The 24,473-nt window shown below is 58.2% G+C and carries 29 protein-coding genes; 12 read left to right on the forward strand and 17 right to left on the reverse strand.

All coding sequences use genetic code 11. From position 1 onward, the window contains the following. Window positions 1–15 precede the first annotated feature (15 nt). On the reverse strand, window positions 16–708 hold the full coding sequence (locus HMPREF3143_RS24030; RefSeq protein ID WP_008499779.1) for a response regulator: 693 nt from the start codon (window positions 706–708) through the stop codon (window positions 16–18). Next, entirely contained in the window at window positions 698–2,323 is a 1,626-nt protein-coding gene (locus HMPREF3143_RS24035; protein ID WP_070534398.1) for an ATP-binding protein, read from the reverse strand. The genes HMPREF3143_RS24030 and HMPREF3143_RS24035 overlap by 11 nt, the downstream gene beginning before the upstream one ends. Before the next feature lie 344 nt (window positions 2,324–2,667). Here HMPREF3143_RS24035 and HMPREF3143_RS24040 point away from each other — a divergent pair, with 344 nt between their 5' ends. From HMPREF3143_RS24040 to citG, 8 genes are read left to right on the forward strand one after another with little or no spacing between them, the layout of a single operon-like run. Further along, window positions 2,668–4,029, forward strand: a complete 1,362-nt coding sequence (locus HMPREF3143_RS24040) for a 2-hydroxycarboxylate transporter family protein (protein ID WP_045329311.1) — start codon at window positions 2,668–2,670, stop codon at window positions 4,027–4,029. Between the two features lie 17 nt (window positions 4,030–4,046). Next, window positions 4,047–4,910 (forward strand): fumarylacetoacetate hydrolase family protein, encoded by an 864-nt coding sequence (locus tag HMPREF3143_RS24045; protein ID WP_021242089.1) that lies wholly within the window; start codon window positions 4,047–4,049, stop codon window positions 4,908–4,910. Window positions 4,911–4,923: 13 nt separating this feature from the next. Next, window positions 4,924–5,946 (forward strand): [citrate (pro-3S)-lyase] ligase, encoded by a 1,023-nt coding sequence (gene citC, locus HMPREF3143_RS24050; protein ID WP_070534399.1) that lies wholly within the window; start codon window positions 4,924–4,926, stop codon window positions 5,944–5,946. Between the two features lie 16 nt (window positions 5,947–5,962). After that, on the forward strand, window positions 5,963–6,256 hold the full coding sequence (gene citD, locus HMPREF3143_RS24055) for a citrate lyase acyl carrier protein (RefSeq protein ID WP_008499773.1): 294 nt from the start codon (window positions 5,963–5,965) through the stop codon (window positions 6,254–6,256). Further along, complete coding sequence (gene citE / locus HMPREF3143_RS24060) at window positions 6,253–7,128, forward strand: citrate (pro-3S)-lyase subunit beta (protein ID WP_023326048.1); 876 nt, start codon at window positions 6,253–6,255, stop codon at window positions 7,126–7,128. Before citD ends, citE begins: the two co-directional genes overlap by 4 nt. 10 nt (window positions 7,129–7,138) lie before the next feature. After that, window positions 7,139–8,662 carry a citrate lyase subunit alpha gene (gene citF, locus HMPREF3143_RS24065; RefSeq protein ID WP_045371292.1) on the forward strand — a complete coding sequence of 508 codons (1,524 nt, stop codon included), beginning with the start codon at window positions 7,139–7,141 and terminating at the stop codon, window positions 8,660–8,662. Next, window positions 8,659–9,198, forward strand: coding sequence for a citrate lyase holo-[acyl-carrier protein] synthase (citX, locus tag HMPREF3143_RS24070; protein ID WP_070534400.1), 540 nt, complete (start codon window positions 8,659–8,661; stop codon window positions 9,196–9,198). The genes citF and citX overlap by 4 nt, the downstream gene beginning before the upstream one ends. Beyond that, a complete protein-coding gene (gene citG, locus HMPREF3143_RS24075; RefSeq protein ID WP_070534401.1) occupies window positions 9,176–9,979 on the forward strand; it encodes a triphosphoribosyl-dephospho-CoA synthase CitG in 804 nt (267 codons plus the stop codon). The genes citX and citG overlap by 23 nt, the downstream gene beginning before the upstream one ends. 80 nt (window positions 9,980–10,059) lie before the next feature. Here citG and HMPREF3143_RS24080 read toward each other — a convergent pair whose 3' ends face one another. The 4 genes from HMPREF3143_RS24080 to mutY all read right to left on the reverse strand — a co-directional run bounded on the left by HMPREF3143_RS24080 (window position 10,060) and on the right by mutY (window position 14,087). Then, window positions 10,060–11,316 carry a nucleoside permease gene (locus HMPREF3143_RS24080; RefSeq protein ID WP_008499767.1) on the reverse strand — a complete coding sequence of 419 codons (1,257 nt, stop codon included), beginning with the start codon at window positions 11,314–11,316 and terminating at the stop codon, window positions 10,060–10,062. Between the two features lie 218 nt (window positions 11,317–11,534). Beyond that, window positions 11,535–12,611: a membrane-bound lytic murein transglycosylase MltC gene (gene mltC, locus HMPREF3143_RS24085; protein WP_021242082.1), complete on the reverse strand. Its 1,077-nt coding sequence runs from the start codon at window positions 12,609–12,611 to the stop codon at window positions 11,535–11,537. A 124-nt stretch (window positions 12,612–12,735) separates the two neighbouring features. Next, complete coding sequence (locus HMPREF3143_RS24090; protein WP_008499765.1) at window positions 12,736–13,008, reverse strand: oxidative damage protection protein; 273 nt, start codon at window positions 13,006–13,008, stop codon at window positions 12,736–12,738. A 26-nt stretch (window positions 13,009–13,034) separates the two neighbouring features. Next, window positions 13,035–14,087, reverse strand: coding sequence for an A/G-specific adenine glycosylase (gene mutY / locus HMPREF3143_RS24095; protein ID WP_175441134.1), 1,053 nt, complete (start codon window positions 14,085–14,087; stop codon window positions 13,035–13,037). Between the two features lie 144 nt (window positions 14,088–14,231). Here mutY and trmB point away from each other — a divergent pair, with 144 nt between their 5' ends. Genes trmB through HMPREF3143_RS24110 form a run of 3 tightly spaced genes read left to right on the forward strand, consistent with a single transcriptional unit; the run spans window position 14,232 to window position 16,050 of the window. Then, window positions 14,232–14,951: a tRNA (guanosine(46)-N7)-methyltransferase TrmB gene (trmB, locus tag HMPREF3143_RS24100; protein WP_008499763.1), complete on the forward strand. Its 720-nt coding sequence runs from the start codon at window positions 14,232–14,234 to the stop codon at window positions 14,949–14,951. Then, entirely contained in the window at window positions 14,951–15,277 is a 327-nt protein-coding gene (locus HMPREF3143_RS24105; RefSeq protein ID WP_003862421.1) for a YggL family protein, read from the forward strand. The genes trmB and HMPREF3143_RS24105 overlap by 1 nt, the downstream gene beginning before the upstream one ends. A 56-nt stretch (window positions 15,278–15,333) precedes the next feature. Further along, entirely contained in the window at window positions 15,334–16,050 is a 717-nt protein-coding gene (locus HMPREF3143_RS24110) for a YggN family protein (RefSeq protein WP_045407162.1), read from the forward strand. 75 nt (window positions 16,051–16,125) lie between these two features. Here HMPREF3143_RS24110 and HMPREF3143_RS25395 read toward each other — a convergent pair whose 3' ends face one another. From HMPREF3143_RS25395 to HMPREF3143_RS24135, 6 genes are all read right to left on the reverse strand, one after another. Continuing rightward, window positions 16,126–16,488, reverse strand: coding sequence for an endonuclease domain-containing protein (locus HMPREF3143_RS25395; RefSeq protein WP_071949300.1), 363 nt, complete (start codon window positions 16,486–16,488; stop codon window positions 16,126–16,128). 63 nt (window positions 16,489–16,551) lie between these two features. Continuing rightward, the gene (gene hemW / locus HMPREF3143_RS24115; protein ID WP_045335221.1) at window positions 16,552–17,694 is read right to left on the reverse strand and encodes a radical SAM family heme chaperone HemW; all 1,143 of its coding nucleotides are present in this window, start codon (window positions 17,692–17,694) and stop codon (window positions 16,552–16,554) included. Then, a complete protein-coding gene (locus HMPREF3143_RS24120) occupies window positions 17,687–18,280 on the reverse strand; it encodes an XTP/dITP diphosphatase (RefSeq protein WP_032653325.1) in 594 nt (197 codons plus the stop codon). Before HMPREF3143_RS24120 ends, hemW begins: the two co-directional genes overlap by 8 nt. A gap of 3 nt (window positions 18,281–18,283) precedes the next feature. Continuing rightward, a complete protein-coding gene (gene yggU / locus HMPREF3143_RS24125) occupies window positions 18,284–18,580 on the reverse strand; it encodes a DUF167 family protein YggU (RefSeq protein WP_008499758.1) in 297 nt (98 codons plus the stop codon). Next, window positions 18,577–19,143 (reverse strand): YggT family protein, encoded by a 567-nt coding sequence (locus tag HMPREF3143_RS24130; RefSeq protein WP_008499757.1) that lies wholly within the window; start codon window positions 19,141–19,143, stop codon window positions 18,577–18,579. Before HMPREF3143_RS24130 ends, yggU begins: the two co-directional genes overlap by 4 nt. Before the next feature lie 21 nt (window positions 19,144–19,164). Then, window positions 19,165–19,866, reverse strand: a complete 702-nt coding sequence (locus HMPREF3143_RS24135) for a YggS family pyridoxal phosphate-dependent enzyme (protein WP_070534403.1) — start codon at window positions 19,864–19,866, stop codon at window positions 19,165–19,167. A 17-nt stretch (window positions 19,867–19,883) separates the two neighbouring features. Here HMPREF3143_RS24135 and HMPREF3143_RS24140 point away from each other — a divergent pair, with 17 nt between their 5' ends. After that, a complete protein-coding gene (locus HMPREF3143_RS24140) occupies window positions 19,884–20,864 on the forward strand; it encodes a type IV pilus twitching motility protein PilT (RefSeq protein WP_025912467.1) in 981 nt (326 codons plus the stop codon). 10 nt (window positions 20,865–20,874) lie between these two features. Here the strand turns inward: HMPREF3143_RS24140 and ruvX are convergent, their stop codons facing one another. The 5 genes from ruvX to endA form a co-directional block, all read right to left on the reverse strand. After that, complete coding sequence (ruvX, locus tag HMPREF3143_RS24145; RefSeq protein ID WP_070534404.1) at window positions 20,875–21,291, reverse strand: Holliday junction resolvase RuvX; 417 nt, start codon at window positions 21,289–21,291, stop codon at window positions 20,875–20,877. Then, window positions 21,291–21,851, reverse strand: coding sequence for a YqgE/AlgH family protein (locus HMPREF3143_RS24150; RefSeq protein ID WP_008499752.1), 561 nt, complete (start codon window positions 21,849–21,851; stop codon window positions 21,291–21,293). The genes ruvX and HMPREF3143_RS24150 overlap by 1 nt, the downstream gene beginning before the upstream one ends. 82 nt (window positions 21,852–21,933) lie before the next feature. Then, window positions 21,934–22,881 (reverse strand): glutathione synthase, encoded by a 948-nt coding sequence (gene gshB, locus HMPREF3143_RS24155; RefSeq protein ID WP_008499751.1) that lies wholly within the window; start codon window positions 22,879–22,881, stop codon window positions 21,934–21,936. Window positions 22,882–22,900: 19 nt separating this feature from the next. Next, window positions 22,901–23,632: a 16S rRNA (uracil(1498)-N(3))-methyltransferase gene (rsmE, locus tag HMPREF3143_RS24160; protein WP_021242075.1), complete on the reverse strand. Its 732-nt coding sequence runs from the start codon at window positions 23,630–23,632 to the stop codon at window positions 22,901–22,903. 51 nt (window positions 23,633–23,683) lie between these two features. Further along, window positions 23,684–24,391 (reverse strand): deoxyribonuclease I, encoded by a 708-nt coding sequence (gene endA, locus HMPREF3143_RS24165; protein ID WP_070534405.1) that lies wholly within the window; start codon window positions 24,389–24,391, stop codon window positions 23,684–23,686. Between the last annotated feature and the right edge of the window lie 82 nt (window positions 24,392–24,473).

Raw genomic sequence — 24,473 nt, forward strand, 5'->3', positions numbered from 1 at the left:
GCCTACAATATCGCTTCAGGCTTCTGCGCGGCGGTACATCCTCCTCGGATGCCCAATCTTGCCGTACAGCATCTCCACGCTGAGAAACCCGGTCTCTACGCAGTGCTCCAGATAGCGACGGGTGGTGGTTTTACTCAGTCCCGTCTCGCTCACCACTTCATCCACGGTAAAGCAGTGCGTTGCCTTGTCGTTAAACAGCGACTGCACCCGCGCCAGGGTATTTTCCTCAATGCCCTTGCTGCCGTTGTCCTGGCGGTAGTTTTTCGCCTGAAGCTGATAGAGCGAATCGACGTTCTGCTGGTCGACAATCTTCCAGACGCGCTGCTGTTCGGCAAACTGCACAAACCGCTCCAGCGACTGGCTGAGCCGCTTCCAGGAGACGGGTTTGAGGATGTAGTCGAACGCGCCGTTGCGGATGGCCTGGCTGCAGGTGTCCATATCGCTGGCGGCAGTGATAAAAATGACCGAGCAGTTGGCGCGGGCCAGCATGGGGTTATTGATCAGCGAGATCCCTTTGCCGTCCGGCAGATAGTTATCCAGCAGCACCAGCTGCGGCTGTTTGCTTGCAAGCTCTGCCTGGGCCGCAGCCAGCGACGAGGCAATGCCCACCAGCCTCAGACGCGGATGCTTGCTTATCAGCTCCGCGTGCAGTTGCGCCAGCTCGTTCTCGTCTTCAACAATCAGTACGTCGATAAGTTCATGTTGCATAGTCGGTGTCTTCCAGTTGCCGGGCGGTTCCCGTGGACGGGATAAACAGGGAGAAAATGGCGCCGCGCGGGATATTATCGGCAACTTCTATCGCGCCGCCAGCCTGTGTGACGTAGCTTTCGATCAGATACAGACCAATCCCATGATCGCCGCGCGTTTTGGTGGTGATGCCGCGCTCAAAGATCCGCTCACGGATCTCCGGCTTGATGCCAACGCCCTGGTCGGCCACTTCAATAATCAGCTCCTGGTCGCTGAGCTTTATCAGCACCTCCACCGGCGCGTGGGGAAGCGGCGACCGCTGCGTCGCTTCGATAGCGTTATCCAGCAGGTTGCCAATAATCGAAATCAGCTCTTGTTCCCCCAACGGCAGGAACGGCCTGTCCAGCCGACAGGCCGGGTCGAAACTCAGCTCGACCCCTTTCTCCCGCGCGCGGGCGGCTTTCCCCAGCAGCAGGCCGCACAGGGTCGGGGAGCTGAAGCGCGAAGAGATAAAGTCCAGCAGCTCCTGAGCGTGTTCAGACTGCGCCTGAATGTAGCCAATCGCCTCCTCATAGCGGCCCATATGCAGCAGACCGGAGAGGGTGGTCATCCGGTTTAACTGCTCATGGCGCATGATGCGAAGGTTATCGACGTAGCGTTTGACCTGGCTGAGCTGGGCGCTCAGCGAGTCGATCTCGTTGCGATCGCGGAAGGTGATCACCCAGCCCTGCAGCGATCCCTCAAGCATGATGTGGACCCGGCTGGCAATCACCGTGAGATCGTTAAAACGGCAAATCTCATCATGGGTATCTTTCGCCAGCATCGTCTGCGTGTCGAAGAACGGGACCGGATCGATCACCTGGTTTATCAGCTGCCCGCGAAGCTCACGGGCCGGCTGGCTCAGCCCCAGCAGCTTGCGCGCCGCCTGGTTGATGACTTCAATCCGCCTTTGATCGTCAATGGCAATTACGCCTTCATAAATAGACTCCATCAACGCCTTCTGCTGGCGCACCAGCAGGCCGATCTCGCGCGGCTCGAGGGAGAAGATCTGCTTCTTAATACTGCGGGTAAAGAACCAGGAGAAGATAAAGAGAGCAATCAGCAGCAGCACCGCGGCAATCAGGATATTGACCACTTTACTGACGGTAATGGTGTCCAGGTAGCTGGTGAGATAGCCGACCGAAACAATGCCGACCACCTGTCCGGCAGCGTTGAAGATGGGGGCCTTACTGCGCAGCGAAATACCCAACCCGCCTTTGCGGATGGTGGTGGTGCTTTTACCCTGCAATACGGCTTCGTTGTCACCGCCTACCAGCGTGGTGCCCACTCTGTCGGCGAAGACGGAGTGAAAAAGATGCTGGCCCTTATTATCACCAATCACAATAAAGCTGGCGTCACTGTGCGCAGAAATCTTCTGCATAAAATCATGGATGGCGATGATATTCTTTTGTTCAACTTCATGTCGCAATGTTGGAATAAGCGCAATCTCTTCAGCCTGTATTTTGGCGCGCGTGCTCATTTCCTGATAAAGCTGTTTCCCGACATCGGCATAATAATATCCGCCCAGTAACGCAAAAAGCACTGAGAAAAAGGCGACCAGCGAAATAAACAGCTTTATCTGGAAAGAGACTTTCATAACTCTCACGCAAGGTAGCGACAAAGAACGCCAATATATCATCTTTTTTCGCGCGGACGTCCGCTTTGCCGAAAACTTGTGATCCCTTGCACAGCGGGCGTTGTAAAAGCGTTATCCCAAAGAGGGGTGGCCTCTGGCTGCACGAATAAATGTTATTTGTTTGTTCAATTCAGAAAAGAAACCATAAAAACCACGGCCATAAATAAGGCGTAAATCACATTAAATAAAAGAAACCATTAAAACCATAGCTGCCATTAAAACTTCGCTTTTAATATGCCATTCCTCACATAAAGTAAGCCTTTGTGACTCTAAGCTGAACGCACAAAATAACCAAGGGGCTTATTATGAGCACAACTGACGATTCTTTCTCTGTTACCCACGACCCGATTGAAATTCAGCGGCCTTCGCTTAAAGAGCGCTGGTGGCATATTATGGATACCTGGAAAATCGGGATTATTCCTCTGCCGCTGTTCGTTCTGGCGGGCGTGCTGATTGCGATTGATTGCCTGGGCGGAAAACTGCCGAGCGATATCGTGGTGATGGTCGCCACGCTGGCCTTCTTCGGCTTTGCCTGCGGCGAGTTTGGCAAACGCCTGCCGATTGTCGGCAAGCTCGGCGCGGCGGCGATTTGCGCCACCTTTATCCCTTCCGCGCTGGTCTATTACGGCCTGCTGCCGGACGTGGTGGTCGAGTCCACCACCAAGTTCTACAAATCCACCAACATTCTCTATCTCTACATCTGCTGCATTATCGTCGGCAGCATCATGAGCATGAACCGCACGGTGCTGATTCAGGGCTTCTTGCGCATTTTCTTCCCGATGCTGTGCGGCGAAATCGTCGGCATGCTGGTAGGGATGGGCGTCGGCCTGGCGCTGGGCCTTGAGCCTTTCCAGATCTTCTTCTTTATCATTCTGCCGATTATGGCGGGCGGCGTGGGCGAAGGTGCAATCCCGCTCTCCATCGGCTATGCCACCCTGCTGCATATGGATCAGGGCGTGGCGCTCGGCCGCGTGCTGCCGATGGTCATGCTCGGCGGGCTGACGGCAATCATCATCTCCGGCTGCCTGAACCAGCTCGGTAAACGCTACCCGCACCTGACCGGTGAAGGCCAGCTGATGCCTAACCGCGCCAATGCCGATGCCACCGTCTCTCAGCCTGCATTCTCCGGCAAGGCGGACGTGACCACTATCGCCTCCGGCGCGCTGCTGGCGGTGCTGCTCTACATGCTGGGCATGCTCGGCCACAAGCTGATTGGCCTGCCTGCTCCGGTCGGCATGCTGTTTATGGCGGTTCTGGTGAAGCTCTGTAACGGTGCCTCTCCACGCCTGCTGGAAGGCTCGCAGGTGGTGTACAAATTCTTCCAGACCTCTGTGACCTATCCGATTCTCTTTGCCGTTGGCGTGGCTATCACCCCGTGGCATGAACTGGTGGCCGCCTTCACGCTGACCAACCTGCTGGTGATTATCAGCACCGTCTCCGCGCTCGTGGCGACCGGGTTCTTCGTCGGCAAAAAGATTGGTATGCACCCGATTGATGTCGCCATCGTCTCCTGCTGCCAGAGCGGTCAGGGCGGTACCGGCGACGTGGCGATCCTGACCGCAGGCAACCGCATGAGCCTGATGCCGTTCGCCCAGATTGCTACCCGTATCGGCGGGGCGATTAACGTCTCCATCTCACTGCTGATTCTGGGCAACTTCCTCGTTTAAGTTTTCAGGAAAGAACAATGAAACTCGCAAGCTTTTTATACCAGGGAAAACGCAGCTACGGCATCGTCCAGGCCGACGGCGTGATTGATTTAGGCCGCCGTCTGGGCGACCGCTACAGCGACCTTAAGGCGCTGCTGCAGGGCAACGGGCTGGCGCAGGCCACCCGCTACCTGAACGATGCCGTGGACGTGCCGATGAGCGCCATCACCTTCTTACCGGTGATTGAGCAGCCGGAAAAAATCCTCTGCGTGGGCATGAACTACGCCGACAAGCGCAAGGAGTTTGACCAGCACAACCCGGCCCCAACGCTGTTTGTCCGCTTCCCGGATTCACAGACCGGCCACAACGAGCCGGTGCTGAAGCCGCGCCACTCCAGCGAATTCGACTACGAAGGCGAGCTGGCGGTGATCATCGGTAAAGGCGGGGAGAATATCAGCCGCGACGACGCCCTGCGCCACGTGGCGGGCTACAGCTGCTACATGGACGGCTCCGCCCGCGATTGGCAGCACACCTGGTTCACCGCCGGTAAAAACTGGCGCAAAACCGGCGCGTTTGGCCCGTGGATGGCGACGGCGGACGAGATCCCCGATCCGCACCAACTGGCAATCCGCACCTGGCTGAACGGCCGCATGGTGCAGGAAGACAACACCAGCAGCATGATCCACAAGGTGGCGGAGCTGATCGAGTACATCAGCACCTTCACCCGCTTAAGTCCTGGCGATGTGATCATCACAGGATCCCCGGGCGGGGTGGGTAAAAAGCGTAACCCGCCGCTGTTTATGAAAGAGGGCGATCGCATTGAGGTGGAGATCGAGCATATCGGTCATCTCAGCAACGTGATCGTGGAAGCGCCAGCCGTCGGGCTTGCGGCAGCACATTAAGTAAGGCGGCAGCATGCATTCGCAACCCATCGATTTTCGCCACACGCTGGTGGCGAAACACCCGGAACGCTTGAGTCAGATCCGTTATCTGCTGGCAGACAGCGGCCTTGGCCTGGACAACGACATCACGCTGTTCGTCGAAGCCTGGTCCGGCTCGCAGCTGGTGGGGTGCGCAGGGCTTGCCGCCAACGTCATCAAGTGCGTGGCGGTTAACGAGCAGCTTCGCGGCGAGAACCTCAGCGCGCGGCTGCTGGCGGAGGTGCAAAATGCGGCGCTGGAGCGCGGCCATTTTCATCTCTTCCTCTGCACCCGGCCGTGCAACCGGGAGCGCTTTGCCCGCAGCGGCTTCTGGCCGATTGCCCAGAGCGGGAACAACGCCGTGCTGATGGAGAACACCCCGCAGGGGATCGCGCGCTACTGCCGTTCTCTGCGCGCGAGCCGCAAATGTGGGGAGAAGATTGGCGCCATCGTGATGAACGCCAACCCGTTCACCCTCGGGCACCGCCATCTGGTGGAGCAGGCGGCAGCGCGGTGTGACGCCCTGCATCTGTTCGTGGTGCGCGAAGACGCGTCGTTCTTCCCGTTCAGCGCGCGTCTCGAGATGGTGCGCGCGGGCGTGGCGCACCTGCCGAACGTGGTGGTGCATGAAGGCTCGCAGTACATCATCTCTCGCGCCACCTTTCCGGCCTACTTCCTGAAGGAGACCGGCAAGGTGCAGCAGGCGTGGAGCGAGATCGACGTGCTGATCTTCCGGGACTTCATCGCCCCGGCGCTCGGCATCACGCACCGCTTCATCGGCTCGGAGCCGTTCTGCGACATCACCCGCCAGTACAACCAGACGCTGCACGACCTGCTGGCCTCGCATATCGAGGTGGTGGAAATGCCGCGCATCAAGGCCACCGGTAACGCCATATCGGCGTCCGAAGTGCGCCGATTACTGAAGACACAGCAGTTTTCCCGGATCCGGGAGATTGTCCCGGACTCCACCTTCGCGCACCTCGAAACGCATTACCGTGCGAGTGCCGAAGTCGCTTAACTACCAGGAATTTATCATGAAAATTGTAAGGGAGGCGCTGGCCGGAACGCAGGAGTCCAGCGACCTGATGGTGAAAATTGCTCCCGCTCACGGCGAGCTGGAGATCGTCATCCACAGCGAAGTGATTAAGCAGTTTGGCGAGCAGATTCGCCAGGTGGTCAACGACACATTGCGCGCCATGAACGTGCACCAGGGATTAATCATTATTGAAGACAAAGGGGCGCTGGACTGTGTGATCCGCGCCCGCCTGCAAAGCGCGCTGATGCGTGCCGCCGATGAACAGGCCATCAACTGGGGGGCGCTAAAATGAGCAAACTCCGCCGCAGCATGCTGTTCCTGCCGGGCGCTAACGCCGCCATGCTCTCCACCGCCTTTATCTACCGTCCCGACTCTATCATGTTTGACCTTGAGGACGCCGTTGCCCTGCGCGAGAAGGATACGGCGCGCATGCTGGTGTTCCACGCGCTGCAGCACCCGATGTATCAGGATATCGAAACCGTGGTGCGCATTAACCCGCTGAGCACGCCGTTTGGTCTGCTGGATCTGGAAGCCGCCGTGCGGGCCGGCGTGGACGTGATCCGTCTGCCGAAAACCGATACCCCGGACGACATTTACGAGCTGGAGGGCCACCTCGAGCGCATCGAGCAGGCGTGCGGCCGCGAGGTCGGCTCCACCCGCGTGATGGCGGCGATTGAATCGGCCATTGGCGTCATCAACGCCGTGGCGATTGCCCGCAGCTCTCCGCGCCTCATCGGCATTGCGCTGGCCGCCTTTGACTACGTGATGGATATGCAGACCGAGCGCGGCGACGGCACCGAGCTGTTCTACGCCCGCTGCGCCGTGCTGCACGCCGCCCGCGCGGCGGGCATCGACGCCTTCGACGTGGTGTGGTCAGACGTTAACGACGAGGCCGGGTTCCTGCGCGAGGTCGATCTGATCCGCAAGATGGGCTTCAACGGCAAATCGCTGATTAACCCGCGCCAGATTGACCTGTTGCACAACGCCTACGCCCCGACGCAGGAAGAGGTGGATCACGCCAGAAGGGTGATTGAGGCGGCAGAAGAGGGCGAGCGTAACGGCCTGGGCGTGGTGTCGCTCAACGGCAAAATGGTGGATGCACCGATTATTAACCACGCGCAGGTGGTGCTGGAGCGCGCGGCGGCCTCCGGCGTGCGTCGGTAAGGATAAGACAATGAATCAGACTGAACTTCTTCACGTGAATTTTCCCCATCTGCGGGACTTAAAACCGTTTGATACCGCCCACAGCGCCACGCCGTGGCTGGCGGACAGCGATGCGAAGCACAGCCGCAAGCTGTGTGCCTCCATTGAAGAGGCGGTTAAACGCTGCGGCCTGCAGGACGGGATGACCATCTCCTTCCACCATGCGTTTCGCGAAGGCGACCGGGTGATTAACACCGTCGTGGCGCTGCTGGCGCGGATGGGCTTCAAAAACCTGACGCTGGCCTCCAGCTCGCTGATGACCTGCAACGACGCGCTGATCGAGCATATCGAAAGCGGCGTCATCACCCGGATTTACACCTCGGGCATGCGCGGCAGGCTGGCAGACGCCATCTCCCACGGGCTGATGGACGAGCCGGTGCAAATTCACTCCCACGGCGGGCGCGTGAAGCTGCTCCAGGACGGCGAGCTGAATATCGACGTGGCGTTTCTCGGCGTGCCGTGCAGCGATGAGTTTGGCAACGCCAACGGGACGCACGGAAAATCGTGCTGCGGCTCGCTGGGCTACGCCATGGTGGACGCCCACTTTGCCCGCAAGGTAGTGCTGCTGACCGAAGAGCTGGTGCCGTTCCCCAATATGCCCGCCAGCCTGGTGCAGGACCAGGTGGACTACATCGTGCAGGTGGAGAGCGTGGGCGACCCGGCGAAAATCAGCGTCGGCGCGGCGCGCGTCACCAGCAACCCGCGCGAGCTGATGATTGCCCGCTATGCGGCGGACGTGATCGAGCATTCCGGCTACTTCAAACCGGGCTTCTCGATGCAGACCGGCTCCGGCGCGGCGGCCACGGCCTGCACCCGCTTTATGGAAGAGAAGATGGAGCGCAGCGGCGTGAAGGCTCGCTTTGCGCTCGGCGGCATCACCGGCAGCCTGGTGGATCTGCACGAGAAGGGGCTCATCGAAAAGCTGCTCGATACCCAGTGCTTTGACGGTCAGGCGGCGGCCTCGCTGGCGCGTAACCCGAACCACGTGGAGATCTCCACCAACGTCTACGCCAACCCCGGCAGCAAGGCGGCAAGCTGCGACCAGCTCGACGTGGTGATCCTCAGCGCCCTGGAGATCGACGTCGAGTTCAACGTCAACGTCATCACCGGCTCAGACGGCGTGATGCGCGGCGCGTCCGGCGGGCACTGCGACGTGGCCGCCGCGGCGAACCTGACCATTGTGGTCGCGCCGCTGCTGCGCAGCCGCATTCCGACGGTGGTGAAGCGCGTTACCACGCGCCTTACGCCGGGGGAGAGCATCGATGTCCTGGTTACCGATCACGGCATCGCGGTCAACCCGGCGCGCCCCGAAATCCGCGAGCGCCTGCTGGAGGCGGGGCTGAAGGTGGTGGATATCAACGCGCTGTACGAGCGAGCGATCTCCCTGACCGGCGTCCCGAAACCGATTGAGTTCACCGACAAAATCGTCGGGGTGATCCGCTACCGCGACGGCAGCGTGATCGACACCGTGCGACAGGTGAAGGAGGACGTATGACTTTAGCGACACCCGTGCGGGCGGGTGTCTGCCTTGACGAACTGCTGGCGGCGAAAGAGCGCCGCGCAGCGCGCCAGGCTGACATGCTTGAGCACTATCAACAACCGGTGATCTCCCTCACGCTGGTCACGCCGGGGGAAATCAAGGACAGCCTGCGCTACCGCAATACCATGGGCGTGGCGCTGCAGATGTGCGACCAGCTGCTGTGGGAAAACCGCTGGCAGGTGCTGGACCGCCAGGTGCTGTGGCTCCCGACCGGGCCCGAAGCCCTGTGGTGCGTGGCCCATCCGGCGGTGGAAATCAAAGCGCACTGTGCGGATCTGGAGCAGACGCACCCGCTCGGCAGGCTGTGGGATCTGGACGTGATTTGCCCTCAGCACGGCCACGTCGGGCGTCAGTCGCTGGGGGGGAATCTCAGGCGCTGCCTGATCTGCGACGCGCCCGCGCATGTCTGTTCCCGTTCGCGCAATCACCCCATTGAGCAGGTGGTTTCCCGCGTGGAGAAGACGATCGATGACTGGTTTGCTCGCGACTAAACCGCGCCCGGCTGACGTGCCCGCGCTTGCCGAAGCGGCGCTGTGGCAGGAGCTGGAGCTGACGCCCAAGCCGGGGCTGGTGGACAGGCTCAACAACGGTTCCCATCGCGATATGGACCACGCGCTGTTTGTCCGCAGCATTGCGGCGATTACGCCGTGGTTTTCGCGCTTTGCCGAGCTGGGCAGCGCGCATGCGGATAAACCGGCTGGGGAACAGCTACGACTTCTCCGCCCGATGGGGCTGGCCTGCGAGCAGGCGATGTATGCCGCGACGAACGGAGTGAACACCCACAAGGGCGGCATTTTTGCCCTGGGGTTACTGTGCTTCGCCGCCGGGCGTGTGAAAAATGTCTCCGCAGAGAGCCTCTGCTGTGAGGTGAGTAACATCTGCCGCGGGCTGGTGTCGCGGGAGCTGGCCGCACGCAGCGGACAGGCGACGGCGGGCGAGCGGCAGTTTAAGCAGTACGGCTTAACCGGCGCGCGCGGTGAGGCGGAGAGCGGCTTTGCGACGGTGCGTAAGGCTTTAGATTCGTGGAACGGACAGTCACTTCACGGCCTGCTGTTGCGCCTGATGGCGGTCAATCAGGACAGTAATCTCGTGTCGCGCGGCGGCATGGAAGGGCTGCGCTACGTTCAGGGCTACGCGCGGGAACTGCTGGATAACGGCTGGGACCGCGAGGCGTTGCTTAGAATGGATAACGCACTGATTGAACGGAACCTGAGCCCGGGCGGCAGCGCGGATTTGCTGTCGGTGGGGTGGGTGTTGTCTGCAATAAAATAGCCGGGTGGCGGCTTCGCCTTACCCGGCTTACGGTCTGGTTTTGCAGGCCCGGTAAGCGAAGCCGCCACCGGGCACAACAATCAATGCGCGATCGGCTGCGCACCGTGCGGTTCACGCACGTGCTTGTACTTGAACAGTGCGATGAACGCGAAGAACAGCACCAGCGAGTACGCCGCGAAGATCAGCCACACCGGCTGCCAGTTGGTGATGCCGTTGGTGGTGTACATCTCAACCACTTTACCGCTTACCACGCCGCCCAGAATACAGCCGAAGCCGTTGGTCATCATCAGGAACATACCCTGCGCGCTGGCGCGGATTTCAGGTTTAACCTCTTTTTCCACAAACACCGAGCCGGAGATGTTGAAGAAGTCGAAGGCGCAGCCGTAAACAATCATCGACAGCACCAGCAGCACGGTGCCGAACGGGCTTGGGTCGCCGTAGGCGAACAGACCGAAGCGCAGCATCCACGCCGCGATACTGATCAGCATGACGTTCTTGATGCCGTAGCGGCTCAGGAAGAACGGGATGGTCAGGATGAACAGCGTCTCAGAGATCTGAGAGATGGACATCATCACCGACGCATGCTCAACGATAAAGCTGCCGGAGAACAGCGGGTTGTTATCGAAGCTGTGCAGGAAGGTGTTGCCGAACATGTTGGTGATCTGCAGCTCCGCGCCCAGCAGCATGGAGAAGATGAAGAAGATCGCCATGCGTTTGTTTTTGAACAGCGCGAAGGCATCCAGGCCGAGCATGGTGCTCCAGCTCTGGTTTTTCTGCTGGTTAGACACCGGAATGGTTGGCAGCGTCAGGGTGAAGATCGCCAGCAATACGGAGAGCGCCGCACCGATATAGAGCTGCATATGGCTCAGTTCGAAGCCCGCGAAGCTTACGCCCCACATTGCCATGATAAAGCCGATGGTGCCCCAGATACGGATTGGCGGGAAATCGGTCACGATATCCATATCCGCGGACTTCAGGCGGTAGTAGGAGATGGTGTTGATCAGCCCAAGCGTTGGCATATAGGCCAGCGAGTTGAGCAGAATCACCATGAACATCGCCCCCGGCGTGGTCACCTGGGCTGCCATAAACAGCGTCCCCGCGCCCACCAGGTGGCAAAGCATGTACAGCCATTTGGCGCTTAACCATTTATCCGCCACGATCCCCAGCAGCGTTGGCATGAAGACAGCCGCAATACCGAGCGAGCTGTAGACGGCACCGATTGACGCACCATCGAACTTGAGCGTCACAAACATATAGGAGCCGAGTGTAGTCAGCCAGCTACCCCACAGGCAGAACTGCAGAAACGACAATATTTTAAGCTGCAGCTTAAGGTTCATGTTACTTTCCTCACAAGTGAGCGGGAGATATGTTGTTATAGAAACATTCAGGGTTGTTATTTGATGCAATTCTATCAGTTGGCAACGATATGTTTTGTTACCTCCCGCAAAAAAATGCAATCCACATTAATTTGCAGTTTGGATTGTGATGCAAATAACATTTTCGTATGGGTGGGGGGAAGCAGAACACCTTCTCCTTGCAGGAGAAGGTGTGCGGATCACCGGCGACGGTAGTTCTTCTGCGCCGTATTCACCTTATACAGATAACGACGGGATTCCGCGGACGGGTGGCGGGTGGTCAGGGTGGCGTAGACATCCCCTGGCGCCATGCTGTTGATGATGTTTGCGGCCTGCACTTTGTCATTTGAGAAGACGCGCAGCACGCTGCCCGCGCCGCCGTTATAGGCGGTGATCACCGCATAGCGACGCGACGTCGGGTTGTCGATGCCGCCGAGGTAGACATTGTTCAGCATCGCCAGATAGGCCGTGCCGGTATCAATGTTGCTCTGCGGGTCGAACAGATAGCTGCGGCTCGGCGTGCCGGATTTCCCCTGCGCGCGGAACACGTCTTTACCGGCGCTGTGCTGCACCACCTGCATCAGCCCCAGGGCGTCGGAACGGCTTACCGCATACGGGTTAAACGAGGATTCGGTCTGCATAATCGCCAGGATCAGCGACTCATCCACGCCGTATTTACGCGAGGCCTGACGCACCATGCCCAGATACTTATGCGCACGCTTGTCGAGGTGGTTCGGGACGAGGTTGATGGTGACGCTGTAGATAATCTTCAGACCGTTCGAGCGGCTTTTCAGGCGCGTCTGCAGCAGGTAGTCGGCAAATTTCGTGGCGCGACCTTCCCAGCGGATCGGCTGGCCGGTCTGATCGACGACCTGACCGTACAGGAACGGCTCTTTCGAGATGGTGATATCGTCGGCATCGGAGTAGAGATCGATTGAGCCCGGATCGTCACCCATCAGCAGGGTTTTGATAATCGCCTGACGGAGTCGAGCCGCAGGGTCCGTGCCTGCGATGGTCTCAATCGTGATCGTCCCCTCATCAAAGTTGATGTGGCTACGGGTCAGATAGGCGTCGGTGTACTTAACGTAGTCCTTAGGTCCGGCAATAAGAACTTCGTTAAATCCCCATATGTTCTCGATGTTGTGGGCAAACTGCCCCATCAAAATGTCAAAACCGTTGGTGTCCTTGATCCAGGCTTCGTTGTAATCATCGCCTTTTTTTGACGAACACGAGACAAGCAACGGCGCAACAAGGGCTAGCGCTAAAAGTTTTTTCATCATTCCGGGAGTGCGTGTTGTGTTTGCTTAGTCGTTGCTTTCGCCGGGTGGCGCTGCGCTTACCCGGCCTACAAAACCGTAGGCCCGTGCAAGCGAAGCGCCGCCCGGCAACAGCCGCTCGATGTTATTTTTCCGGTGGCGTATAGCCTTCGATGTGTACGTCTTTACCTTCGAACAGGAAGCTCACCATCTCCTGCTCCAGCAGCTTGCGGTGTTCCGGGTTCATCATGCTGAGTTTCTTCTCGTTGATCAGCATGGTCTGCTTTTTCTGCCACTGTCCCCAGGCTTCTTTGGAGATTTCATTGTAGATGCGTTTACCCAGCTCGCCCGGATAAAGCTGGAAATCCTGGCCCTCAGCGTCACGCTGCAGGAAAGTACAAAAAATCGTTCTGGCCATACTCATTCCTCTTTTTCTTGTCGATGCTAAACCATTGCACCGGCACGTAATTGCTGTAACAGGCGCTCCACGGGAGCCGCCAGTCCGACTGATGGCGGTTGCGCTAAGTTATACCAGAGAGCGGTGCCTTCATCCATGCACGAGGCGACGGAGGACACGGGAAGCCACATCGGCACAATCTCCAGATGGAAATGGCTGAAGGTGTGGCGAAACGCGGTCTGCTGCGTCAGGTTATCGGCAGCAATCCCGCGCTGTTTAAGCCATTCACGCAGCAAGTCTTCATCTTCAAACTGTGGGAAGCAGTATAGACCACCCCACAGACCGCTCGGCGGACGCTGGGCGAGGAAGACCTCATCGCCGTGCTGCATCAGCAGCATATAGCCGGTGCGCTCCGGCAGCGTCTGTTTGGGTTTCTTGCCCGGATACTGCGCCCAGGAATGGTTGGCATACGCCACGCAGAGGTTATTCACCGGGCAGAGTTCGCATTTGGGTTTTGAGCGCGTGCAGACCATGGCGCCGAGATCCATCATCGCCTGGTTGAAACGCTCGACGCCGTTGGCTGGGGTAACCGCTTCACTGATTTCCCAAAGGCGTTTTTCAACATCCTTCTTCCCCGGCCAGCCGTCAACGGCATAGCAGCGTGCCAGCACGCGCTTCACGTTGCCGTCGAGGATCGGGAAATGCTTGCCTAAAGACAGGGAGAGAATAGCGCCTGCGGTTGAGCGTCCCACGCCGGGGAGATCGGCCACCTCATCGAAGGTTTCCGGGAATTTCCCGTTGTGGCGCGTCGCGACCTGCTGTGCGGCCTTGTGCAGGTTGCGCGCGCGGGCGTAATAGCCCAGCCCGGTCCACAGGTGCAGCACCTCGTCCAGCGGGGCGTTGGCCAGATCGGTGACCGTCGGGAAGCGCGCCATAAAACGCTCGAAGTAAGGGATCACCGTGGCGACCTGCGTTTGTTGCAACATCACCTCGGAGAGCCATACTTTGTACGGCGTTTTTTCAATTTGCCAGGGCAGGGTTTTACGCCCGTATTTGTCGTACCAGTCCAGCACCTGGGCTGAAAATTGAGAGGCTTGCATGGTCATCGATTCGCATAATCAGGGACGCAGATTGCAGCACAGCGTCAATCTGCTGTAAACCGGATCTTTCCCATGCTTGCATAGAAGCCTTAACTTTGGATAATGCCCGTTTCCCGAACATTCTCACAAGCAGACAACTCTTTTATGAAAAACGACGTCATTTCACCGGAATTTGATGAAAACGGTCGCCCGCTGCGCCGTATTCGCAGCTTTGTCCGTCGTCAGGGCCGCCTGACAAAAGGTCAGCAACACGCGCTGGACAACTACTGGCCGGTGATGGGCGTTGAGTTCAGCGAGCAGCCTCTGGATTTTGCCGAGCTGTTTGGCCGCGACGCGCCGGTCACGCTGGAAATTGGCTTCGGTATGGGCGCCTCGCTGGTGACCATGGCGAAAGCGCGCCCGGAGCAGAACTTCCTCGGTATCGAAGTCCACTCCCCGGGCGTCGGTGCGTGTCTGGCAACGGCCCATGAAGAGGGCGTTGAGAACCTGCGCGTGATGTGTCACGACGCGGTGGAAGTGCTGCACAAAATGATTCCTGACAATTCTTTAACCATGGTTCAGCTCTTTTTCCCTGACCCGTGGCATAAAGCGCGTCATAATAAACGCCGTATCGTTCAGGCGCCGTTTGCCGAGCTGGTTAAAAGCAAGCTGAAGCTGGGCGGTGTCTTCCATATGGCGACCGACTGGGAACCGTATGCGGAACATATGCTGGAAGTGATGTCATCGCTCGACGGTTATAAAAACCAGTCTGCGAATAACGACTATGTACCGCGTCCGGAATCGCGTCCGGTAACGAAATTTGAACAGCGTGGCCATCGTCTTGGTCACGGTGTATGGGACTTAATGTTCGAGAGGGTGAAATAATGGCAAAGAATCGTAGCCGTCGTCTGCGTAAAAAGATGCACATCGAAGAATTCCAGGAAGTGGGCTTCTCCGTTGCGTGGCGTTTCCCGGAAGGCACCAGCGTTGAGCAGATCGATCAGGACGTGGATGCGTTCATCAACGAGGTGATCGAGCCAAACAAACTGGCCTTCGACGGTAGCGGCTATCTGGCCTGGGAAGGTCTGATCTGCACCCAGGAAGTGGGTAAATGCACCGAAGAACATCAGGCCCTGGTCCGTAAATGGCTTGAAGACCACAAGCTCGAAGATGTCCGCGTCAGCGAACTTTTCGACGTTTGGTGGGACTAATTAAGCAGTAAGGGGCCAGCATTAGCTGGCCCGTTTTGTCTGAGGGAGTGTTTAAGATGCGCAAAACGTTGCTGGCAGTTGCTTTGATGGCAACCGTATTCACCGCCCATGCGGATTATCAATGTAGCGTCACCCCGCGTGATGACGTGGTGTTAAGCCCGCAAACCGTGCAGGTCAAAGGCGAGAACGGCAATCTGGTAATTACGCCAGAAGGGAACGTCACCTATAACGGCAAACAGTACAACCTGACTGCCGCACAGCGCGAGCAGGCGAAAGACTACCAGTCCGAATTGCGTACCGCGCTGCCGTGGATTAATGAAGGTGCCCTGACGCGCGTCGAAAAGAGCCGCGTGGCGCTGGATAAGATCATCACCAAAGAGGTGGGTGAGAGCAGTAACATGCGCACCCGCCTGACGAAGCTGGACAAGCAGCTTAAAGAACAGATGAACCGCATTATCGAGACGCGCTCCGACGGCCTGACGTTCCACTACAAGGCGATCGATCAGGTCCGTGCTGACGGGCAGCAGCTGGTGAACCAGGCGATGGGCGGCATCCTGCAGGACAGCATCAACGAGATGGGCGCCAAAGCGGTGCTGAAAGGCGGCGGTAACCCGCTGCAGGGCGTGCTGGGCAGTCTGGGCGGCCTGCAAACTTCCATTCAGAACGAGTGGAAAAACCAGGAAGATGATTTCCAGCAGTTCGGCAAAGACGTGTGTAAACGCGTGGTGTCGCTGGAAGACAGCCGGAAGGCGCTGGTGGGGACGCTGAAGTAAGGTCTCTGCGCGCTGGGCCCCTCACCCTAACCCTCTCCCCAAAGGGGCGAGGGGATGGTTTGCTCCCTCTCCCTTTCAAGGAGAGGGCCGGGGTGAGGGTTGCAGCATTTGCAGTGTCTCAAGGATCTTTTCCAACACAGCCTCTTCATTATTCCAAAGTTCGTTGTTCCAGAATCGAATAACGTGCCAGCCCTTTTGGTTTAACCACAACGTCCTTTGATGATCGTATTCCTGATTTTCATCATGCTGTCCGCCATCCAGCTCAACTGCCAGACGTGCTTCGCAGCAGGCGAAATCCAGTATGTAGTTTCCTACCGGATGCTGTCGGCGAAATTTATAATTTTCGAAACGGCGGCTGCGCAGTAGATACCAAAGCCGCCTTTCTTCCGTTGTCAGCTCGCGTCTGAGCTGTTTTGCATATGAACGCGTAATTTCCATCCCCACACTCTGCCAGCCTTTCCCTCAGCCGACAGAACGGGATGCAAAATCCTGAACCAACCTTCAGGAATCTTCGGCGAGGAACAGCTCAAGAAGGGAATTGAGGAACAGTTTGCCGTGCTCGGTGATCTGCCAGTATTCCTCACATTCCGTGAGATACCCCTGCGCCAGCGCCTCGTCGATCTGCGGGCGAATCACCGACTCCGGCAGCCCGGTGTACAGCGCAAACTCAGCGCGCGGCGCGGCTTCCAGCAGACGGAAGCGGTTCATAAAGAACTCAAACGGCTTATCCGCCGCCTCGACGTCGTGCTGACGCTCCAGGTAGCGGCCTTCCATATACCCGCGAGGGTGGCGGGTTTTGGCAGTACGCAGAATACGCCCGTCCGGGAAGGTCACCTTGCCGTGTGCGCCGCAGCCGATGCCGAGATAGTCGCCAAAGCGCCAGTAGTTCAGGTTGTGCTGACACTGGTAGCCCGGCTTTGCATATGCCGACGTTTCGTACTGCTGATAGCCCGCAGCGGTTAACAGCTGGTGACCCTGCTCGAAGATATCCCACAGCGCGTCGTCATCCGGCAGCACCGGCGGACGCGAGCCAAACAGGGTGTTGGGCTCGATGGTGAGCTGGTACCACGACAGATGAGGGGGATTCAGCGCAATGGCCTGGCGTAAGTCGTCCAGCGCCTCTTCCAGAGACTGATCCGGCAGGCCGTGCATCAGATCGAGGTTAAAGCTGCGAAGATTAAGACCGGTCGCCAGGTTTGCCGCGCGTTTCGCCTCTTCCGGGCCGTGAATACGCCCCAGGCGCTTCAGCTTCGGCTCGCTAAAGCTCTGCACGCCGATGGAGATGCGGTTCACGCCCGCGCGCTGGTAGTCGACAAAACGGTCGGCCTCAACGGTGCCGGGGTTGGCTTCCATCGTAATTTCAGCATCCGCTGCCAGGTTCAGGCGCGCACGCACGCCGTCCAGCAGCGTTTGCATCGCCGGGCCTGACAGCAGGCTCGGCGTACCGCCACCAATGAAAATGGTCTTAACTTCACGTCCCTGTGCGTAAGGTACATCGGCATCCAGGTCGGCCAGCAGATGCGCAACGTAGTCATCGTGCGGCACTTCGCCCTTCAGCGCGTGCGAGTTGAAATCACAGTACGGGCATTTTTGCACGCACCACGGGATGTGAATATAAAGACTCAGAGGTGGCAAATTAGCCATTACGCAGTGCTTCCAGTAACAGTTTCAGCGCGCGTCCGCGGTGGGATATCGCGCTTTTTTCTTCGCGGGTCAGTTCCGCAGCGGTTTTGCCCTCGGAAGGGACAAAGAAAATCGGGTCATAGCCAAAGCCGCCTTTGCCAGCTGCTTCACGGGTAATCACGCCCGGCCAGCTGCCGTGGCAGACGATCGGCGTCGGGTCTTCCGCGTGACGCAGATAGACCAGCACGCAGTGGAACTGCGCGGTGCGCTGCTCGTCCGGGACGTCTTTCAGGGCGACAAGCAGCTTTTCCAGATTCTGCTGGTCGGTAGCGTCAACGCCGGAATAGCGGGCAGAGTAGATCCCCGGCGCGCCGCCGAGGGCGTCTACGGCCAGGCCGGAGTCGTCGGCAATCGCGGGGAGGCCAGTTACCTGCGCAGCGTGGCGCGCTTTAATGATCGCGTTTTCGATAAACGTCAGCCCCGTCTCTTCGGCGGAATCCACGCCAAGATCGGTCTGGGCGACCACGTCCAGACCAAAATCATTTAATAGCGAGGCCAGCTCGCGCACTTTACCGGCGTTGCCGGTCGCGAGAACAACTTTCTGCATGGTTTAGTCCTGTTCTGTCAGAGCCGCGACTTCCGTCGGGATAGATTGCGGATTAAGGATTTTTACCTGTTTATGTCGCCCCAGTTCGCCTTTTTCAATGATGACCTGGCTTTTGGCGACGCGAAACTGTTTTGCCAGATATTTGGTCAGATGCGCGTTCGCCTGGCCGTCAACCGGCGGGGCAGTGATGGCGACTTTTAACTCGTCGCCATGCAGTCCAACAATACCGTCACGGCTGGCTTTCGGCTGAATATACAGCCGTAAAACCAGCCCGTCAGCGCAGGTGCTTACGGCACTCATAGCGCCATCCACAGCCCCGGCAGCAGCATATCGCCCGTGGACTGCAGCAGTTCAGCGACCCCCATGTTGATCACATAGAGCAGCAGAACCAGGATCATCGGCGAAAAATCGATGCCGCCCATAGACGGAAGCAGGTTACGGATCGGGCGCAGCAGCGGCTCGGTCAGCTGAATCAAGGCGTACTCCACCGGGCTACGGCCCTGGCTCACCCAGCTCATGATCGCCATGACCAGCAGCACCCAGAAGATCAGCAGACCGATGGTTTTGATCAAAATCAGGACGGCGACAATCCAGATAATCGGCTGGAAGGTGAAGACCATAAACAGCACAATCGCTTTGATAACGCTCAGAATAAACGCCACCAGCAGAGACGAACTGTCGATGGGCCCCATGGCCGGGATAATACGGCGCAGCGGTCCAACAACAGGCTGCGTGATTTTCACGACAAACTGCGAGAACGGATTGTAAAAATCACAGCGGGCCCACTGCATCCAGACGCGCAGCAAAAGCGCCATCGTGTACAGCTCAATGACCGTTGAGAGCAGGAAAGTCAACGTCTTCATGGCGTTCCTCAGGTTTCCTTATTATTTTGAGTAGTCGCGCGCACCGAAAATTGCCGTGCCGATGCGCACCATCGTGCTGCCTGCCGCAATGGCGGCTTCCATATCATCCGACATGCCCAGAGAAAGCGTGTCTACCGTGTTATAGCGCGCTTTAAGCGCCTCAAATGCTACAGCCATTTGCTGTGCCACGGCAAACTGCCTTTCATAACTTGACTCAGGCGCCGGGATTGCCATCAAACCACGCAGGCTTAAGCGCGGCAGTTCGGCCACCTCGGCTGCCAGCGTATCCAGCTCGCTCAGCGCAATACCGGACTTGCTGTTTTCATCGCTGATGTTGATTTGAATCAGCACGTTAAGCGCTGGCATCTCTGCCGGACGCTGGTCGTTCAGGCGTGTCGCAATGCGCAGACGGTCAACGGTATGGCACCAGTCGAAGTGCTCCGCCACCAGACGGCTTTTGTTCGACTGCAGTGGGCCGATAAAGTGCCACTGCAGATCCGTCTTCCCCTGTTCCTGGAAGTAGCGAATTTTATCCACGCCTTCCTGGACGTAGTTTTCACCAAACGCCCGCTGGCCTGCGTCAATGGCTTCTGCGATGGCGCTCGCAGGCTTGGTTTTGCTGACTGCAAGCAGCGTAATTTCTTCTGAAGCCCGGCCGCAACGCGTTGCGGCGGCTGAGATTTTGTCCCGGACCTGTGCCAGGTTATGCGCAATGTCGTTCATTTTCCGAGGAGTAGTCTATGGATGTGGAAGAAATTGTGGCCCTTAGTGTAAAGCATAACGTCTCCGATCTACACCTGTGCAGTGATTCGCCACCCCGCTGGCGCAGAACGGGCCGCCTTGAACCGGCACCGTTTCCTTCTCCGGACCTCGGGGCGTTGTTAAAAGCGTGGCTCAACGATGAGCAGCAGGGGATATGGTGGGCCAGCGGGCAGGTGGATTTTGCCGCGACGGTGGCGGGAGGCCAGCGCCTGCGCGGCAGTGCCTTTAAGCAGATGCGCGGAGTCTCTGTGACGCTGCGGCTGTTGCCGCGTACCTGTCCGCAGCTCGCTTCGCTGGGCGCGCCGAGGGCAATCCCGGAACTGTTAACCAATGCGTCCGGGTTGATTCTGGTGACGGGGGCGACCGGCAGCGGCAAATCCACGACGCTGGCGGCGATGGTCGATTTTCTCAACCACCATACTGACGGCCATATTCTCACGCTCGAAGATCCGGTGGAGTTTATCTATCAGAGCGAGCGTTGCCTGATCCAGCAGCGGGAGATCGGCCAGCACAGCCCGTCATTTGCCGATGCGCTGCGCAGTGCCTTACGCCAGGATCCGGACGTGATTTTACTGGGAGAGTTGCGCGACAGCGAAACGATCCGCCTGGCGCTAACGGCAGCGGAGACCGGGCATCTGGTGCTGGCGACGCTGCATACGCGCGGGGCATCGCAGGCGATTGAGCGGCTGGTCGATACGTTCCCGGCGCAGGAGAAAGATCCGGTGCGTAACCAGCTGGCCGGCAGCCTGCGGGCGGTGCTGGCGCAGAAGCTGGTTCCTGACTTACAGGACGGGCGCGTCGCGCTGTATGAGCTGCTGGTGAATACCGCGGCGGCGGCAAATCTGATACGAGAAGGAAAAACGTGGCAGCTGCCCGGCATTATTCAAACCGGACAGCAGGCAGGCATGCAGAACTTTGACCAAAGCCTGGCGGAGAGACGGGCGCAGGGGCGGCTGTAGGCCCCTGTGCTTAAAAGCCCTGCTCGAAATAGCTTTCGAGGATGATGACGGCAGAAGCGGAGTCCACGCTGCCTTTGTTCAGCGCCCGGAAGCCGCCGTGCTCAAACAGACCCGCACGCGCTTCGACGGTGCTGAGACGCTCGTCGTGCAGCTTCACGGAGACACCAAAGCGACCATGGATTTTATTGGCGAACTTACGCGCCCGGGAGGTCAGCGGCTGTTCGGTACCGTCCATGTTGAGCGGTAATCCGACAATCACGTCATCCGGCTGCCACTCTTTGAGCAGACGCTCAATGAGGTTCCAGTCCGGCGTACCGTCGTTGGCCTTCAGGGCGGTAAGCGGACGCGCGGTGCCGGTGATGCGCTGCCCCACGGCGACGCCAATGCTTTTGGTGCCAAAATCGAAGGCCAGAAGCGTTCCGCTCATCAGGCGTGCCCCGCTACGCCAGGCATGGTCAGGATATCAATGCCAATCAACTTCGCCGCGTCGCGCCAGCGATCGGCAATCGGCGTTTTAAACAGGATATTCATGTCCGCAGGGGCGGTGAGCCAGGCGTTATCGAGGATCTCCTGCTCAAGCTGGCCTTTCTCCCACGACGAATAGCCCAGCGCCACCAGCACTTCAGAAGGCTGCTCTGCGGTGCCCAGCGTTTCGAGCACGTCACGCGAGGTGGTGATGACGGTGTTATCCGAAATGCGAATACTGGAAGAGAACACCGGCGGCGTATGCAGGATAAAGCCGCGATCTTCTGCAAGAGGTCCACCCAGCATCACGGGCTTATCAAGCCGGATCTCCGGCAGTCGCGCTTCAGCCGGGATTTTCAGCTTGTCCAGAATCCCTTCAACCTGAAGATTTTCCAGCGGTTTATTAATGATAATACCCATCGCGCCGTCTTCATTGTATTCACAAATATAAACCACGGCGCGGCGAAAAATCGGGTCCTGGAGAGCAGGCATGGCAATAAGAAAGTGATGCTGTAAATTCATTGTCAGAGGTACTGTTTCCTGGTTTAAAAAGCGACAGCGACCAGTATGCCGAGAAACCCGGGCGCTGTCACTCATTGGTGGGTTATTTCTGCAGGCGTTTTTCGATGGCGTCCATCAGCATTCCGGTGATCGAGACCGGGAATTCCGCTTCAATTTCACGAATGCAGGTCGGGCTGGTGACGTTCACTTCGGTCAGACGATCGCCGATGATATCCAGTCCGACGAAGATCAGGCCTTTGGCTTTCAGCGTCGGGCCTACGCGGCGGGCAATTTCCCAGTCGCTTTCGGTCAACGGACGCGGTTCACCCCGGCCACCGGCCGCCAGGTTACCACGGGTTTCGCCACCCTGCGGGATACGCGCCAGGCAGTAAGGGACCGGTTCGCCATCCACCACCAGCACGCGTTTGTCGCCGTCCTTGATCGCCGGAATATAGTTCTGTGCCATGCAGTAACGGGTGCCCAGTTCGGTCAGGGTTTCGGCAATCACGCCAATGTTCGGGTCGCCTTCCTTCACGCGGAAAATCGACGCACCACCCATCCCGTCCAGCGGCTTCATGATGATATCGCCGTGCTTCTGCCAGAATGCCTTCAACTGCGCTTTGCTGCGGGTCACCAGGGTTTCCGGCGTCAGGTCAGAGAACCAGGCGGTGTAGAGCTTCTCGTTGCAGTCGCGCAGGCTCTGCGGCTTGTTGACGATCAGCGTCCCTTTCTCTTCTGCACGTTCAAGGATATAGGTGCAGTAGATATACTCGGTGTCGAATGGCGGATCTTTACGCATCAGAATGACGTTGAGATCGGCCAGCGCAATGTCCTGCTCGGTGCCGAACTCATACCATTTGTCGTAGTTCTGCTCGACGTTAACGATGCGGGTGCGGGCGCGGGCTTCACCGTTGATCAGGTAAAGATCGTTCATCTCCATATAGTGGAGTTCATAGCCGCGACGCTGCGCTTCCAGCAGCATGGCGAAGCTGGAATCTTTCTTGATGTTGATGTTTGCGATGGGGTCCATCACGATGCCGAGCTTGATCATCTTTCTCTCCAATAATGCGTCAACCCAGATCGCCAAACCGTACCTGTAGCGCGGTAATGGCCGTGAGTGCCGTTGTCTCAGTGCGCAGAACGCGTGGTCCCAACAGAATATCAGTAAACTGGTAACGTGCCGTCATCGCAATTTCGTCCGCCGACAGGCCGCCTTCAGGGCCAATCAGCAGGCGAACGCGCTCAACGGGCAGCGGCAGCGTATTGATGCTGGCGCTGGCGCGCGGATGAAGATTGAGCTTCAGCCCACTGTCCTCTTCTGCACACCACTCCTCCAGATCCATCGCCGGACGGATCTCCGGAATACGGTTGCGGCCACTCTGTTCGCAAGCCGCGATGGCAATTTTCTGCCACTGCTGGATCTTTTTGTTCAGACGTTCCGCATCCAGTTTAACGCCACAGCGCTCAGAAAAAAGTGGCGTAATGAGGCTTACACCCAGTTCAATGGATTTCTGAATCGTGAACTCCATTTTCTCGCCGCGCGACATCACCTGGCCCAGATGGATATGCAGCGGTGATTCCCGGTCATCCACTTCACCACGCAGGACGTTCACGTGTACGCTTTTTTTATCCGCCCGCGTGATTTCCGCGTCGAAAACCTGGTTAGAGCCGTCGAACAATTGTATTGCCTGGCCGGCGCCCATGCGCAGCACGCGGCCAACGTGGTTAGCGGCGTCATCAGACAGGGCGATTTCACGGCCTGCGGTAATCAGTTCAGGATGGTAAATGCGGGGAATGCGCATAGTCAGAAATTCCATGTGTCATGCGATATAAGCGAATTGCCGTAGTGTAGGTTAGCTCTTTTGCGCCTGGCAAGCCCGCTGGACGTAAGGGTTGTGATTCCCCTGGACTCTGGCGATACGCTCGTCGCGCTGGCATTCCCACTCCGTCACCGGGTACTGATTGTCCCAGGCGTTGAACAACTGGGTCTGCTGGCGGGAGAGGTTGAGATCGTAACGGTCACGCATATAGAAATAGGTGCGGGCAATGCTGCCGCGCGCGCGGGCAGGGGGCTCGGCGACTTTCTCTTTAAAATCAATCTTCATACCGCACTGGCCGTACTGACCTTCGCCACCGTTCCACTGGCTGTACATGAAGTTGCCGCGATCGCCGTTCACTTCGCCCACCGCGGGCTGCAGGTTATGCATGTCGCTTTCCATCTGGCGGTATACCGGATCTTTGGCGCAGTTTTTACGTCCGCCATCCTGCCAGCACTGGCGCTGGTGGCCAAACTGCCATGCCGGAACGACATGTTCCCATTCAATACGGCTGGCGCGGTTTTCGTTTTTACGCACCTTGTAGCCGCAGGACTCAAGGTCTACGACCCCTTTTTTACCCTGCCAGTTAATTTTACAGCCGCAGTAGAAATCGCCCGGTACGTCAGCGTTGACCTTTACACCGGCCGCTTTGGCCTGAGAGAAACTGTTGATACCGTCGGCCAGGGCGTGGCCTGAGAGCGCCGTCGTCAGAAAGGCGACCGCGAGAGAAAAATTACGGGACATCTTACACTCCGTGTCAAAACGAGCCCGCAACGTAACGAATGTTGTTCCTGTATGCAATCAGTCAGATCAGGAAAGTTCCTGA

The organism is Enterobacter sp. HMSC16D10 (assembly GCF_001807145.1).
GTDB lineage: Bacteria > Pseudomonadota > Gammaproteobacteria > Enterobacterales > Enterobacteriaceae > Enterobacter > Enterobacter roggenkampii.

Excerpts from the sequence above, each read along its gene's own strand:
- gshB (WP_008499751.1), bottom strand. The coding sequence starts at position 22,881 with ATGATCAAGCTCGGCATCGTGATGGACCCCATCGCAAACATCAACATC.
- citF (WP_045371292.1), top strand. The coding sequence starts at position 7,139 with ATGAATCAGACTGAACTTCTTCACGTGAATTTTCCCCATCTGCGGGAC.
- HMPREF3143_RS24130 (WP_008499757.1), bottom strand. The coding sequence starts at position 19,143 with ATGAAGACGTTGACTTTCCTGCTCTCAACGGTCATTGAGCTGTACACG.
- endA (WP_070534405.1), bottom strand. The coding sequence starts at position 24,391 with ATGTCCCGTAATTTTTCTCTCGCGGTCGCCTTTCTGACGACGGCGCTC.
- HMPREF3143_RS24035 (WP_070534398.1), bottom strand. The coding sequence starts at position 2,323 with ATGAAAGTCTCTTTCCAGATAAAGCTGTTTATTTCGCTGGTCGCCTTT.
- HMPREF3143_RS24120 (WP_032653325.1), bottom strand. The coding sequence starts at position 18,280 with ATGCAGAAAGTTGTTCTCGCGACCGGCAACGCCGGTAAAGTGCGCGAG.
- HMPREF3143_RS24110 (WP_045407162.1), top strand. The coding sequence starts at position 15,334 with ATGCGCAAAACGTTGCTGGCAGTTGCTTTGATGGCAACCGTATTCACC.
- HMPREF3143_RS24135 (WP_070534403.1), bottom strand. The coding sequence starts at position 19,866 with ATGAACGACATTGCGCATAACCTGGCACAGGTCCGGGACAAAATCTCA.
- HMPREF3143_RS24045 (WP_021242089.1), top strand. The coding sequence starts at position 4,047 with ATGAAACTCGCAAGCTTTTTATACCAGGGAAAACGCAGCTACGGCATC.
- ruvX (WP_070534404.1), bottom strand. The coding sequence starts at position 21,291 with ATGAGCGGAACGCTTCTGGCCTTCGATTTTGGCACCAAAAGCATTGGC.
- mltC (WP_021242082.1), bottom strand. The coding sequence starts at position 12,611 with ATGAAAAAACTTTTAGCGCTAGCCCTTGTTGCGCCGTTGCTTGTCTCG.
- HMPREF3143_RS24105 (WP_003862421.1), top strand. The coding sequence starts at position 14,951 with ATGGCAAAGAATCGTAGCCGTCGTCTGCGTAAAAAGATGCACATCGAA.
- citD (WP_008499773.1), top strand. The coding sequence starts at position 5,963 with ATGAAAATTGTAAGGGAGGCGCTGGCCGGAACGCAGGAGTCCAGCGAC.
- HMPREF3143_RS24150 (WP_008499752.1), bottom strand. The coding sequence starts at position 21,851 with ATGAATTTACAGCATCACTTTCTTATTGCCATGCCTGCTCTCCAGGAC.
- HMPREF3143_RS24090 (WP_008499765.1), bottom strand. The coding sequence starts at position 13,008 with ATGGCCAGAACGATTTTTTGTACTTTCCTGCAGCGTGACGCTGAGGGC.
- citE (WP_023326048.1), top strand. The coding sequence starts at position 6,253 with ATGAGCAAACTCCGCCGCAGCATGCTGTTCCTGCCGGGCGCTAACGCC.
- yggU (WP_008499758.1), bottom strand. The coding sequence starts at position 18,580 with ATGAGTGCCGTAAGCACCTGCGCTGACGGGCTGGTTTTACGGCTGTAT.
- rsmE (WP_021242075.1), bottom strand. The coding sequence starts at position 23,632 with ATGCGCATTCCCCGCATTTACCATCCTGAACTGATTACCGCAGGCCGT.
- HMPREF3143_RS25395 (WP_071949300.1), bottom strand. The coding sequence starts at position 16,488 with ATGGAAATTACGCGTTCATATGCAAAACAGCTCAGACGCGAGCTGACA.
- trmB (WP_008499763.1), top strand. The coding sequence starts at position 14,232 with ATGAAAAACGACGTCATTTCACCGGAATTTGATGAAAACGGTCGCCCG.
- citC (WP_070534399.1), top strand. The coding sequence starts at position 4,924 with ATGCATTCGCAACCCATCGATTTTCGCCACACGCTGGTGGCGAAACAC.
- citX (WP_070534400.1), top strand. The coding sequence starts at position 8,659 with ATGACTTTAGCGACACCCGTGCGGGCGGGTGTCTGCCTTGACGAACTG.
- mutY (WP_175441134.1), bottom strand. The coding sequence starts at position 14,087 with ATGCAAGCCTCTCAATTTTCAGCCCAGGTGCTGGACTGGTACGACAAA.
- HMPREF3143_RS24140 (WP_025912467.1), top strand. The coding sequence starts at position 19,884 with ATGGATGTGGAAGAAATTGTGGCCCTTAGTGTAAAGCATAACGTCTCC.
- hemW (WP_045335221.1), bottom strand. The coding sequence starts at position 17,694 with ATGGCTAATTTGCCACCTCTGAGTCTTTATATTCACATCCCGTGGTGC.
- HMPREF3143_RS24030 (WP_008499779.1), bottom strand. The coding sequence starts at position 708 with ATGCAACATGAACTTATCGACGTACTGATTGTTGAAGACGAGAACGAG.
- citG (WP_070534401.1), top strand. The coding sequence starts at position 9,176 with ATGACTGGTTTGCTCGCGACTAAACCGCGCCCGGCTGACGTGCCCGCG.
- HMPREF3143_RS24040 (WP_045329311.1), top strand. The coding sequence starts at position 2,668 with ATGAGCACAACTGACGATTCTTTCTCTGTTACCCACGACCCGATTGAA.
- HMPREF3143_RS24080 (WP_008499767.1), bottom strand. The coding sequence starts at position 11,316 with ATGAACCTTAAGCTGCAGCTTAAAATATTGTCGTTTCTGCAGTTCTGC.